This window comes from Winogradskyella bathintestinalis, from assembly GCF_030407435.1.
Classification (GTDB): domain Bacteria; phylum Bacteroidota; class Bacteroidia; order Flavobacteriales; family Flavobacteriaceae; genus Winogradskyella; species Winogradskyella bathintestinalis.
On sequence record NZ_JASDDK010000002.1, the window covers coordinates 421635 to 434604 of the forward strand.

Annotated in this window: 13 protein-coding genes; all 13 read right to left on the minus strand. The window is 30.7% G+C overall.

The features are described 5' to 3' along the window. Positions 1–31: 31 nt before the first annotated feature. Positions 32–1006, minus strand: a complete 975-nt coding sequence (locus QMA06_RS06835; RefSeq protein ID WP_290206122.1) for a sulfotransferase family protein — start codon at positions 1004–1006, stop codon at positions 32–34. Positions 1007–1104: 98 nt separating this feature from the next. Then, positions 1105–2328, minus strand: coding sequence for a glycosyltransferase (locus QMA06_RS06840; protein WP_290206123.1), 1224 nt, complete (start codon positions 2326–2328; stop codon positions 1105–1107). Between the two features lie 31 nt (positions 2329–2359). Next, a complete protein-coding gene (locus QMA06_RS06845; protein ID WP_290206124.1) occupies positions 2360–3325 on the minus strand; it encodes a glycosyltransferase family 2 protein in 966 nt (321 codons plus the stop codon). An 82-nt stretch (positions 3326–3407) separates the two neighbouring features. After that, positions 3408–4400: a glycosyltransferase family 2 protein gene (locus QMA06_RS06850; RefSeq protein WP_290206125.1), complete on the minus strand. Its 993-nt coding sequence runs from the start codon at positions 4398–4400 to the stop codon at positions 3408–3410. After that, complete coding sequence (locus QMA06_RS06855; protein ID WP_290206126.1) at positions 4390–5535, minus strand: glycosyltransferase family 4 protein; 1146 nt, start codon at positions 5533–5535, stop codon at positions 4390–4392. Before QMA06_RS06855 ends, QMA06_RS06850 begins: the two co-directional genes overlap by 11 nt. Continuing rightward, complete coding sequence (locus QMA06_RS06860; protein ID WP_290206127.1) at positions 5528–6439, minus strand: glycosyltransferase family 2 protein; 912 nt, start codon at positions 6437–6439, stop codon at positions 5528–5530. The genes QMA06_RS06855 and QMA06_RS06860 overlap by 8 nt, the downstream gene beginning before the upstream one ends. Then, complete coding sequence (locus QMA06_RS06865) at positions 6432–6863, minus strand: GNAT family N-acetyltransferase (RefSeq protein WP_290206128.1); 432 nt, start codon at positions 6861–6863, stop codon at positions 6432–6434. The genes QMA06_RS06860 and QMA06_RS06865 overlap by 8 nt, the downstream gene beginning before the upstream one ends. Next, positions 6856–7569, minus strand: a complete 714-nt coding sequence (locus QMA06_RS06870) for a WbqC family protein (protein ID WP_290206129.1) — start codon at positions 7567–7569, stop codon at positions 6856–6858. The genes QMA06_RS06865 and QMA06_RS06870 overlap by 8 nt, the downstream gene beginning before the upstream one ends. Next, the gene (locus QMA06_RS06875) at positions 7570–8868 is read right to left on the minus strand and encodes a polysaccharide pyruvyl transferase family protein (protein ID WP_290206130.1); all 1299 of its coding nucleotides are present in this window, start codon (positions 8866–8868) and stop codon (positions 7570–7572) included. Next, entirely contained in the window at positions 8865–9938 is a 1074-nt protein-coding gene (locus tag QMA06_RS06880; RefSeq protein ID WP_290206131.1) for a DegT/DnrJ/EryC1/StrS family aminotransferase, read from the minus strand. The genes QMA06_RS06875 and QMA06_RS06880 overlap by 4 nt, the downstream gene beginning before the upstream one ends. Beyond that, the gene (locus tag QMA06_RS06885; RefSeq protein ID WP_290206132.1) at positions 9935–10579 is read right to left on the minus strand and encodes a sulfotransferase; all 645 of its coding nucleotides are present in this window, start codon (positions 10577–10579) and stop codon (positions 9935–9937) included. Before QMA06_RS06885 ends, QMA06_RS06880 begins: the two co-directional genes overlap by 4 nt. A gap of 3 nt (positions 10580–10582) precedes the next feature. Next, the gene (locus QMA06_RS06890; RefSeq protein ID WP_290206133.1) at positions 10583–11806 is read right to left on the minus strand and encodes an ABC transporter ATP-binding protein; all 1224 of its coding nucleotides are present in this window, start codon (positions 11804–11806) and stop codon (positions 10583–10585) included. A gap of 225 nt (positions 11807–12031) precedes the next feature. Next, positions 12032–12877, minus strand: a complete 846-nt coding sequence (locus tag QMA06_RS06895) for an ABC transporter permease (RefSeq protein WP_290206134.1) — start codon at positions 12875–12877, stop codon at positions 12032–12034. Positions 12878–12970: the final 93 nt, after the last annotated feature.

The following is a 12970-nucleotide window of genomic DNA, read 5'->3' on the forward strand; positions in this document are numbered from 1 at the left end:
TATATTAAGTCACTAAATATATTTAAAAATGCTATTGTTTAACATTAAACCATTTCGATAATACATCTTGTTTAATTAGTTCGTCTAACCCTAATAATTGATTATAGAAATAGGTATCCAAAAACCGTTTGGTTTCAGGATGAATTTCGGGTGGTTTAATCGCTAGTTTTGGATTAATCTTAGCATGTACCTTGTTAATAGCTTTAACAATAAATGGTCGTTGCTCTACTTCAGTTAGTGACTTAAAAGGTAAATCGTTAGCATATTTTGCATTGGCTAAACTTCGCAGTAAAGCATTTTTTTGAAATTGACGAATAATACTTTTGGGAACACTAGCTTTATTGGCGTGTATATTTAAGACTTCCTTTGGTAATTCTTCAAAGTTTAGATTTAAAAATTGGCACAAATCTTTTATTACAGCCTTTTGATTAGAAATTAAATCTTCAAATACAATAATTTTAATTCTAGATTTGGGAATAAACTTATAAAAATTCTCTATTTGATCTTTGTATAGACTTCTGTTGATTACCGTAAATGGATTAAATCTTATCGTATCTTCAAAACTATGTGTAGCTCTTCCTGTACGTAAAAGATGATAATAGTTAGAATAGGCACGTAAACTTGGCTGCCGCAAAACAAAAATAAGTTTGATGTCTTTCTTTTGCAAAGAAATGCGTTCTGCAGCTATTTTAGAAGCCAGGTATGTCGTGGAGTCTTCTCCTTTTATTAACTTCTCTTTTCCCTTAAATTTTTCATAATACCAGTCCCACATGGTATTTGGGTTTTGTTCCATCGATTGGCTCACCCATTTGTTTTCAGCAAAAAAATTAAAATCGCTATGTTCTAAAATGTTATCAATATCAAAAAAGCCGATTTCCTTTTTGGGAATAAAAACGTTGGGATGCTGATCTAAAATACGATGTATGGTGCTTGTACCACTTTTCATGGCTCCACCAATTATAAAATCAGGCAATAAATCTGTGTCTTTGGCAATCCAATTATTCATAGATATTCTTAATTATATAACTCGATTTATTTGAGATAAAAAAATTGAGCAGTGTATAACGTCAATTTGAAACCAATATACATTATAATTTGTAACACTTAATTTTCATATAGGTTAACAAAATGATCTATCATACGCTTATTTGAAAAATTTTTGACTACAAATTCTCGGGCTTGCTGGCTCATAATTTGATATCTATCAGAATCTTTTAGTAGCTCTACTATAGCATTGGCATACGCTTCCACATTCTTTTCTGGCACTAAAAAACCTGTTTCACCATCCACTATGGTATAAGGAATGCCTCCACTATTAAATGCCACAACAGGCAATCCCATAGCTTGTGCTTCTGCAGTTACTACCCCTTGTGTTTCACACCTCCCTTTAGCATTTGTAATAGAACTCATTAAATAGATATGGTGCTCTTGTAATGCCATTTTTATCTCATCTTGACTTTTTTTACCAACCAAATCCACATGTTTATTAAGATTTAAAGCTTGAATCTGTTCTTGTATTTGGTTATACAATTCACCTTCTCCCACAATAGTATAGTGAATATTCATCCCTTTATCTACTAAAAGCTTAATAGCTTTAATAGCAAAGGCAAACCCTTTAAACTCAATAAGTCGCCCAACAGAAATTAGTTTTAGTTTACTTTTAGTGGGCAACATTTTTGTTTGGTCACTTTTAAAATAATCCACATCAATGGCCATCCGTATTACACGCAATTTCTCTCCGTTACAACCTAGTGTCATTAGTTTAGTTTTCAAATATGGCGTATTTACCGTCACATAATTTGATACGTTAAACAATATCTTATATGTACTCTGCAACTGTTTTAATTCGTTTTCATTCTTAAAATGAGCATCGTGCCCATGAAACGTCGTAATTACTTTCGCTTTTAATAAGCCAGTCTTCGTCATTTCTGCAATACCTGTACCCATCATAGCGTATTGTATATGAAACACATCAATGTCTTTTAATTGACGATAAAACTTTAGTAAAAATGGCCAATTGAGAATGCGATGTTTTAAGGATACTTGTACTGGCTTTATCCAAAATTTAAAATTTTTAATTAAAGGAATCAACCCTGTAACTAGTTGCTTGAATTTGGTTTTAGGAATTTTATAATCTAAAACTATAGTGTTACTAAGCAAGTCGTGCTTTTCTATAAGATTGCGTTGAGACGATTGTTCTATTGCACCCAATGTGTGAGTTAATATACATACGGAATACCCTTGCATTTTTGCGCCAACAATCTGATTGACCACAAATGTTTCTGAAACAGAAGGAAAACTATGGACTACAAAGCAGATGGTTTTCATAATTTCTATAAATAATCTTTATAACTGCAGATTAATTCCTTTTTAATAATCCCCAAATAGGCTGTAAAAATGTATATAATTTAGTTCCATTATACAACCCAAATCTATTGATAAAGATCCAATAATACTTTTTTTTACTTAAAAAAGAAGGCGCCTTAATTCTATCAAAGTTTTTAGCAGCGCGTTTGGCTAAATTTGGATAATTCTTTTTTATGCGTTTGTATTGCATGTAATACATTCGCTTAGGATAACTCATTAATTTCACATCATTACATGAACATAATAATGTTTCTATTTTTTGATAACTGTTAAATGATGCTTCTATTTTTAAAACACTATTCAACTTACCCAAACTATTAGGTGTACGCCTATAATAGGCTAAATGTTCATTACAACAAACCACACGTATCGCATAAAATAAAACTCTCGAAAAATATTCACCATCATTATTATTTATAATATCAACATCCCATAGCCCAGCCTTATCAACTATATCTCGTTTAACTAGCCATGACAAGGTATTTATAAACCAATTGTCCATTCCAAAACTTGACATTAGCTCCTTACCTGTTCGCATTGTACCATGATCTAACCTTGAAAATTTAAATTCATCTTGGTAATCATTGATGCTAACTTTAAAATCAATCCAAGGCGAATAACAAATATCAGCATCATGTAACTGCATTAATTGTAGCTGTTTTTCTATTTTAGATTCATGAAGAATATCATCGGCATCTAAAAACTGAATGTAATCTCCATTCGCCTTACTTAAGCCATAATTACGAGCACTAGACGCTCCACCATTTTTTACTCGATAACAGGCAATTCCTTGCTTTTCAAAATTAGTAAACATGGTTTCAGTACCATCAGTTGAGCCGTCATCTATTACTATAATTTCAATTAGTTTATAGGTTTGGTTTAAAGCACTATTGACTGTCTCTTTTAAATATTTTTTTGAATTATAGGTTGGAATGATAATACTTACTAATGGTTGCATTCGTGGATTTTAATGATATTAAAAGAGTAAAATTAGCGGAATACTTTTACATACTAAGATTTACAATATAAAATACAGCTAATTATGAAAAACTCTCATCTAAAAATCTGATTTTATAATAATTCTTAATGCGATAAGGAAGTTTTTTTTGAAAAATCATAGAAAATAAACTTAAAAAAAGTAATATTAAAAAGTCACCAAAACTTATTAAACCATATTTAAACATTTTATAATTTACGGAATTCACCTTTTTTAAAAAGCCCGCTTTTAAACAAATAAAAATTTGTTTGAAGTAAAATTGTTTAAGATTTGCACACGCAAATTTATTCCCAACGAAAGAAGGAATTACTCCTTCAACAATTAAAAGTCTATCATAATATAACTTATTATTTACTTTATTTCTTTTGGTAGTATTAAGTCCATGCATTCTAAAGTAATTTAAAGCGTCATCTAAAAAATAAATTTTAGATTTTAAGGCAATCTGTATATAAGCATATCGGTCTCCTGTGTTCCTAAAATTCTCCAAGTCAATCAGATTAATACTTTCTAAAATCTTAGTATTAAACAAGACTCCACTAGCATTAGGGATAGATTGCTCTTTAATTAAGTAGTTAGAAATATCCTCTAAGGATTCTATAGTAAAACCAGTAGTTTTAGAAGCTGGTTTCATCTTTTTTTCCTTTAATTTATCATCCTTATTAATAACTTCTGAAGCCACGAAAACTAGCCCTAAATCTTGTTTAGATTCAGCAAATTTAACCGTTTCTTCTAAAAAGAAGGTATGTGCAACATCATCACTTTCTGCAATCCAGATATACTTGCCTTTTGCCAATTCAATACCTTTTTTCCATTGCTTAAAAGGACCGCCTGAATTGACCGTATTCAATATAACATGACTAACATTAGGATGGTTTTGGTAAGTTTTTAATATATCTGCGCTACCATCAGTTGAAGCATCATCGAGCAGTATCACCTCAAAATCCTGATAGGTTTGGTTAAAAACAGAATCTAAACGTTGCGGTAAATAATTAATATGATTGAAATTAGGGATGATTATGGAAACTTTAGGTGCCATGTAATTCTGTTTCTATAATATTATATAATTGAGGACAAATGTGCTTTGGTGTAAACTTGCCGAACTCCTCTTTATTTATATTACCATGCTCTTTAATTAATACGCGTTGGTGGAAATAAATCATAATTTTTTCGGCCATAGCTTTAATATCTAAATAAGGTACTATGAACCCACCTCCTTGTTCTAAGACTTCGTTAGTTCCTACTGCTTGATCAAAACTAATTATGGGTTTGCCTAGCAAACCAACTTCGATACAAACTAATGGAAAAGGATCTTCTCTGGATGGCATTAAGAATACATCAAAATCATTAAAATAAATACTAGTACTGTTTACTTCGCCTATAAAATTGACACAATCTTCAAGCCTTAATTTTCTTATATCTTCTTCAATTATATGTTGACTTTTTCGAGACAAACGACCTACCCATTGAAAAATAATTTTAGCTTCTGGATAATGCTCTTTTATATGGCTAGCAACTAACAAAAATATATCGTAACCTTTTCTCCAATGGACTGTACCAGATGCCCCAACCACAAAATTAGAGAGTTCCTTCTTAGGCTGTAACTTTAGTGGCACCTCTATTTGTGCACATTCATAGACCACATTAATAATATTTTCATTTACATCCCAATTTTTAATTAGGTTTTCTTTCACTATTTTTGCTGGTACTATAATTTGCGTAATGTGTGGTAAGTAAACATTTAAATTAGGCAAATAACTTTTTATAACAACCTCAAGCTCATGAACATGAGAAATGACCTTACTTTTACTATATAATGATTTTAAACGAATAGCAATTGGTATAGATAGAATAGTGTTAGCATAAATAATATCATACTGTCTGTTAGCTATATTAGTTAAAATAACGTCTTTTCTATTTCTTGGGCTACGAATATGTATTTTATTTAGAACACGCTCTAAATAGTACAACGCTCCACTTTTGGTTTCTAAAGCATAATTATAATAGCTTGAACAATTTGCTTTAAAATCCTCTTCCATATTACCCCCTTTTAATGCTAAAACATCTACTGTAATATTAGAATGATGCACTTTTAACCATCGTAAAAAATGAAGTACCACCATAGGTGCGCCTGTTCTTGTAGTATCGTGGGTTATTACTAAAAGTTTATTCATAACAAAGTTTTATGTTAATTTGTTTAAACATTTTCAATAGTTTAAACTTCCAATAATTAATTTTATCTCCTTCTTTTCTATATAAAACCATTAAATTTGAATAAGCCTTTATATACTTTTTAAGAATATGTTTTTTATATAACATTTCACATAAAAGATTTTTTTTTATTATTGTTATAAACGTAATATGTTGTTTAAAAGCGGAAATTAATGTTTTAGAATTTTCCTGCAAACTTCCATGAACACCACCTGCATGTATTCGGTAAACTCCCATGATATCTTTTAAAACATATCCCTTTTGGTTGTTAGAATTTTTTAAAACAAATAAAATCAATCCTAAATCACCAAATGGTAATTGTTGAAACCAAGAAGGAACGGGGTTAAATAATTCAGCTTTAAAAAGTATAGAACAGGTAGCCGTTTTATTATTTTGAATGTAGTCATAAATAGAATAGGTATGATTTTTCAATACATTTGGAATAACTTTTTGTGTTTCTTTATTAAGTGTATTTAATTCAAGAACATTATGAAAACATATACCATAATCCTGATTATTCTCTAAAAAATCAACTTGCTTCTGCAACTTCAAAGGATCTGTCCAATAATCATCGCCTTCGCATAAGGCTATATATTTGCCTTGGGCTCTTGGGTAATTATACGTTTTACTTATAGAAACACCCTTTGAATATTGATTTTCTTTTTGATAAATAGGCTTTATTATATCTGGATATTGCTTTTCATATTCCCTTATTATAGTTGCTGTTTTATCAGTAGAAGCGTCATCATGTATTAAAATCTCAAAATCAAAATTGGTTTGCTGCATTAAAAAACCCTCTAAACATTTCTCAATATATTTTTGATGGTTATAGGTAATACAGCACACACTTACAATAGGATTAGACATAATCATAATTTAATAAAAACTTATTATCATCCTGGTTTATAATATAAAAGTCATTCAATTTATAAAACTTTAAAGCCTTTTTATTCTCTTTAAATACTTCTAATGAAATATTTAAAATATTCATTTTTTTATATTTCCCTATTAAATAGGTTAATAAATTAAAACCAATTGAATTTCCAAAATAATTATAGTCTACACTTAAATTACTTATATATATTTTATCTTCTTTCTTGTAATAAGCTAATAAAGCGATTAAATAAGAACCATCCCAAACCTCAAGCCGATTTGCAGACTTAATAAGTTTTTTTGAATACATGTCAATATCAACGTATGATGAAAGTTTGGGTTTAAAGTACACATCACATTTATTTAAATGATCTTTTACACTAACCTCATCACTTCTGTTTAATTCTATATTAGACAATCTCATAGTCTTTAAATAAAAATTCATTAACCTCGTCTGAGGAATTAAACATCAATACATCAATTATAGACAAATGTGATTGAAAATCTGGAATATTTTGTTGATATAAAGTCGGTTTAAACTTTAAAAAACTCAAACTAATATTATAAATTTCAAAGTCCTCTTTTCTATAAAGCTGAATTCCTCCTTCTGGATTAATATAATGATTTGCTTCTAAAGCTTTACACAAGGCTATAACCTTTTTTTCAGACTTTAGACCATGATCAATATCAATACTAGAAGATATCCGAATCTTAGTATCAATTTTTAAAACGTCGCATAGAATGCGAATGGAGTTTAAGTTAAATTCAAAAAGATTATTTGAATTGTAAGACATTAACTTTTCAATAACAGGAAATACATTATCATAATAAGGAGCTTTGCAATATGCATTCTGTATTCTTGCTAAGATTTTATTTTTATGCTTTTCAAAATCGTCAGCTAAAAACCTGTCCTTAACATGTAAGTAATCAGAATCTTTTTTTAAAGGAAGTGTTATATATTTTGGCTTACCACCTTCAAGGATCCTATTTCTATGAAACCACCCCCTTTTTGTAAATTGAATATTATCGTAAATAACAAACTCATCTACAGAATTAATAAGCTGAAAATATCCTAAATAAGGCAAAAAATAAGGTTGCATTACTGCAATTTTTTTATTTTTCATCTAAAATAATGTTTTCAACATTTCAAAATTTTTAGAACTCAAAGATTGTACCTTAGGAATGTTAATTTCCAAACTGTTTTTTACATCCTCTATATTACTCCAAACTTCATCTATTTTTGCTATTAAATCATTCACCTTATCTGGAGAAGCAACAAAGCTTTCTTGCCCTGCAACAGCCGCAAAACCTCTTAATTTATGTGCTTTAGGTTCATGTCCATAATCTATAACAACAGTTGGAACACATTGACTCATTGCTCCAACAGCTGCGTGTACTCTTCCACTAACAACCATATCAAACTGTCCTAAAAGAGATTTTGTTTGCCAAGCATCATAAACACCATTAAGCAAATGAACATTATGTATCTTTTCTCTTTTATCAAGCACAGATTTTAGCTGTTTCATTATAGGGTAATCCCTGCCGTGGATTAATTGAAACGTTTCTGGTGGTAAAGGAAAACCATTAGAATGTGACATTAAATAAATATCCACATCCTTATTTTTTTTACTAAATTCTTCTATTGCTTCAGCAAAAACGAGATAATCAGAATCTGGCCTAGGCCATTTATCAAATGGACCTTCGGTAAAATTCCACCCGCAAATTAAAAACCCTATACTTTTTCGTTTATGAGATAAAATATTGTCTAACTCACGAAAGCCATTTAGCTTCTCTTTTGAAGCAGGTTCAAATCTAAAAGCAGGACAGGCCAGGCTATATGTTTTAGAAGTATCAAAGCCATAATTATTTAATAACCCTTTACTTATAAATTCTCGGTTAGTAACCAAATCAAAGTTTTTATAGACTTCTTTTGCAAAATCTATATGTTCTTTGTTTTTAAAAGGTCCCGGAGAACCAGCAATCATAACGGTCTTTTTCGCATATATCTGAGTCACCCTATCTTTAATTAAACCAACTAAAAATCTATCTTTACCTAAAAAATCAGCATTATCACCCCAAATATCTCCGCTGAAATCAATAACTAAATCCATTTCTTTTACAAGATCAATGTAAGGTGTAGATTCAGGAATACCCGTTATTAAATATTTTTCAGCAATTGTTAATTCATGATTTGCTTTTTCTAAATCGTTTTCCCAAGAATAATATAATTCCATGGGTAAAGATTCGATATTTTCATCAATACAAAATCGATTTGACATTTGAAAGGTCGTACTAATTGTTGCATTAGGAAACTCCTTGTGAAGCAATCTAAAAAACGGTTCCATAATATAGTAATTACCTATATTACCAAACTCCATTCTGCCCCAATGCAGCGTGCACTGACCTATAACAAGAATTTTCATATATGATTATTAATAATTTCTGTAATTTTAATTAAGTCCTCCTCTTGTAAACCCACAAATAACGGTAAGCATAGTATTTTTTTTGATATATCACTAGCAACTTCACAATTTCTCTTATTTATATACGGTAAATTCTCCAAGCTAGGATAAAAATAGCGCCTTGGAAAAACATCTATATTATTTAATTGCTTTAAGACTCTTAAAAGTGAGTCTTCACTATCAAAAACAATAGGAAAATAGGAAAAATTCCATAGGACATCCTCTCGTATTCTTAGTTTATCATATAATTCAAAATTAATATTTTCATTATAAAAATCTACTATTTTTTTTCTTTCTTCAATAATTGTTTCCATGTATGGGAAAACTGCTAAACCTAATGCTGCTTGAAGTTCACTCATCTTCGCATTAATGCCTAAGCCATGATATTCTTCTTTATTTTTATGACCAAAATTGTGATAATAATATAATCTATCATGTAATTCTTTAGACTGAGCAAACATAGCACCACCTTCACCTGTATGAAACAATTTAGTTGCATGAAAGCTACAGGTACTAACATCTCCATATTCAAATATACTTTTGCCTTTGAAAGTTACTCCAAAACAATGCGCAGCATCATAAATAACTTTCAAATTGTGCTTTTTTGCAACTTGTTCAATATCCTCAACTGCACAAGGGTTTCCAAAGACATGGGTAGCCAAGATAGCTGATGTTTTATCTGTGATAGCAGCTTCTATTTTAGTTTCATCGATAGTTAGATAGTCTGGGTGAATATCTACAAATACCGGTTTGCAACCTTCCCAAACTATACTGCTAGTGGTGGCAACATAACTAAAAGGCGTGGTAATAATGTCTCCGGTTAATCCCAATGCTTTTATAGCAATTTGTATGGGTAAAGTACCGTTTGTAGTTGCTATTATATGAGGAATATCTAAATACGTTTTTAATTTAGCTTCTAATTCTTGCACCAAAACTCCACGGTTAGTCATCCAACCTGTATCCCATGCACGTTTTAAGATAGCATTATACTCTTCTTGTGTAGGTAAAAAAGTTTTGGTAATGTTTATCACTTTAATTCATTCGTTTTATTTTCCCAAGGGAATGTTGAGTACTTTGGAGTTGCTCCTATAAAATCTGCGAGTTTAATCACGCTATCAGTTTCTGCGACATCAAGAATCAATAAATTGTTTTTATTTTTAAAATAATTTCTAATGCCCTTATTCCTAACTTCATATGCATCAATCAACTTTTCTTTATTGTAGATATCATTAACCGTTTCCCCATATTTCTCATAAAAAGATTTCCAAATAAAACCTTTATAAATATATGTACCATTTTGCAAATCATCTTTTGTAGGTATTCTACCGTCTTTACCAAAAAGTTTACTGTGAAACTTTGTAATAGAATTATACCAATCTTCTGAAGTAGTACGTTCTGTTAAAATAAATTTAGCATTAGGAAAATAATGATCTAATAAAATATATAAATAATCGTTGCTAAATGGTATATCTTGAAATACTTGAGCGGTCTTACAGTATGTTAATATAGGTTGCCAATCCCTTTTTATATAAGCATCAATCAATAGTTCTGCCTTACGCTGATTCCCCACTTTAAAACCATGGTCCTTAAAAAAAGATTCTAAAGACGTAGTTCCTGTTTTATTTTGACCTATACAGAATATTTTTGGTTTGTTTTTTCTTAGAAAATTCATATTCTATTTCCTTGAATAATTAGCTTCCAATAAAAAAGGTGGCCAAGTTTCTACATCATTTATCATTTGAAAATCTAAAACACTATTTATTCTTAAAAAAGGGGCTTTATTCTCCAAATTACTAACAGAAATATTAACACTATAAATACCCTTAGAAAGCTGTAACTTTTTGTGAATTATTTTAAATCGAATCTCATTTGTATTAAATTCTATTTCAGATGAAGACATATTTGGCGTTAATAAAGCCACAGGCCGTTGTTCTTTATCAAAAATAGTGATATTAAAAGCAGGTAATTTTTTTAAGCTTCTGTTCTTAAATGATAAATCAATACATAAATCATCACCCCAATTTAATTGCGCTAGACCATGCTCTTTTTTTACATTTAAAATATCTACTTTATCCAAAACTACACTTCCATCATCAAAAACCACATTACTATCATTAGAGGCAAAGCGAGTATAATACAAATCAATGGCTTTACCCACATCGTCTCCTTGAAACTTTGATGCACCATGTTCCATTAGAATAATTTGAGAACATATACGAGAGATCATAGGCATGCTATGACTCACAAAAATAATCGCTGTGTTAGGTAAAATAGTATCTATCGTTTTAAAACACTTTAGAACAAAGCCTAAATCTCCTACAGCCAAAACCTCATCTATAATTAAAACATCGGGTTCCATTTGTGCGGCAACGGCAAAACCTAAGCGTACTTTCATACCAGAACTGTAATGCTGTACGGGCATATCTATAAATTCTTCCAGCTCGGCAAAAGCAATAATGGTATCTAGCTTACTATCTATCTCTTTACGGCTAAATCCTAAGATGGCGCCATTGTTATAAATATTTTCACGACCACTTAGAATAGGATTAAATCCAGCACCCAATTCTATAAGCGCCCCAACCCGGCCTTTCATGATAACTTTACCTGCATCTGGGTTAATAAGTCCGTTCAATATTTTTAACAAGGTACTTTTACCTGCTCCATTATGGCCAATTAAACCTAAACACTCACCACGTCGCAGTTCAAAACTAATATCCTTAACCGCCCAAAACTCTTTAGGGCGCAATAAGCGGTCTTCACTAGAACCTGAGACACCACTCACCAAATCTTTTAGTCCATACCAAAGGCTAGATTTAAGTTCCTTGCAAAACTTTTTGCTCAAACCTTCAACCCTTACAAGAATCTCATCATCAACTACTATTTCATTTTTATCAGACATCTAAATGTATTAATCTTTTCTATCTATATACCTTATCTTAAAACGCTCCCTGCTCATCTCAAGCTCCTTCCCTTTTTTCAAGGGAATGTGGATTTGTTTTCCCTAAAAGAAATCAAAGGTGGAAGAGTTCACTTCCAACTTCAAACTTCTTTTTCAAGTTCAACTTCGAGTTCTCCTCTAACCACCTAATTCCTCATTCCTAATTCCTCATACCTAACTTTACCACTACGCACTCAACCGTTCCACAATAATTGGAATTGAAATACGATAAATAATCAACCCTAAAAACAAAAACGGAATACATACAGCCAATACCACCAAAAAATAATTAAGATGGACTGGTGTAAAACCAACAACCAAATCTCTTGCAGTTAATAAAATAGGTGTAATAGGATTCCAGGTCATAATAGTTTTCATAATACCTGTTTTAGGAATAGCGTAAACGACAGGTGTTACATACATTAAAAATTGCATACCAAAGGTGATAATTTTACCTATATCTTTATACAAAAGCCCTATAGGTGTTAAAAATAAGCCCACAGTCGTTCCAAAAATAATGGCACCTAAAATAGCAATTGGAAAAAAGAGTAAACTCCATTGCAATCCAACACCATATATAAGCACAAATAAAACTAAAATGATTATTTTAATAGACGTATCAAATAATAACTTATAAATACCTGAGAGCAACAACGCTTCTTTTGGGAAATTAATTTTTGTCAAAATCCCCTTAGCAGCTTGTGTACTCTGCATTGGAGAATTAATTGAAGCGACTATAATGGACCAAATCAAAGTACCTGAAAACGCAAATACAGGATAGGGAATACCAGTATCCGATAATCTAATCGTACCACTACTGTTTAAAAATATCCACACAGCAGCAGTGGTTAGTGGCATTATAAAAGCCCAAATAATTCCTAGATATGATTGTCTGTACATGGCTTTAATATCACGTTCTGCCAATTGACGCGCTAAAAACCGTGATTGAAACATATTACCTAAGCTCGCTCTCAAAAGCGCACCAAATTTTATGGTTCGTTCTTTCTGATAAACTCGAGTTTCTAAAGCCATACCTTATTACAAATATTAAGGAAAGTATCCTTTTTTTCAATTGGGCTAATATACTAATTCCATTAAGAAACAGAAAGATGGTCAGTAGAATAA

Bases quoted from the DNA above. Each gene is read 5' to 3' on its own strand.
- QMA06_RS06835 (WP_290206122.1), bottom strand. From the start codon at position 1,006: ATGAATAATTGGATTGCCAAAGACACAGATTTATTGCCTGATTTTATA.
- QMA06_RS06840 (WP_290206123.1), bottom strand. From the start codon at position 2,328: ATGAAAACCATCTGCTTTGTAGTCCATAGTTTTCCTTCTGTTTCAGAA.
- QMA06_RS06845 (WP_290206124.1), bottom strand. From the start codon at position 3,325: ATGCAACCATTAGTAAGTATTATCATTCCAACCTATAATTCAAAAAAA.
- QMA06_RS06850 (WP_290206125.1), bottom strand. From the start codon at position 4,400: ATGGCACCTAAAGTTTCCATAATCATCCCTAATTTCAATCATATTAAT.
- QMA06_RS06855 (WP_290206126.1), bottom strand. From the start codon at position 5,535: ATGAATAAACTTTTAGTAATAACCCACGATACTACAAGAACAGGCGCA.
- QMA06_RS06860 (WP_290206127.1), bottom strand. From the start codon at position 6,439: ATGTCTAATCCTATTGTAAGTGTGTGCTGTATTACCTATAACCATCAA.
- QMA06_RS06870 (WP_290206129.1), bottom strand. From the start codon at position 7,569: ATGAAAAATAAAAAAATTGCAGTAATGCAACCTTATTTTTTGCCTTAT.
- QMA06_RS06875 (WP_290206130.1), bottom strand. From the start codon at position 8,868: ATGAAAATTCTTGTTATAGGTCAGTGCACGCTGCATTGGGGCAGAATG.
- QMA06_RS06885 (WP_290206132.1), bottom strand. From the start codon at position 10,579: ATGAATTTTCTAAGAAAAAACAAACCAAAAATATTCTGTATAGGTCAA.
- QMA06_RS06890 (WP_290206133.1), bottom strand. From the start codon at position 11,806: ATGTCTGATAAAAATGAAATAGTAGTTGATGATGAGATTCTTGTAAGG.
- QMA06_RS06895 (WP_290206134.1), bottom strand. From the start codon at position 12,877: ATGGCTTTAGAAACTCGAGTTTATCAGAAAGAACGAACCATAAAATTT.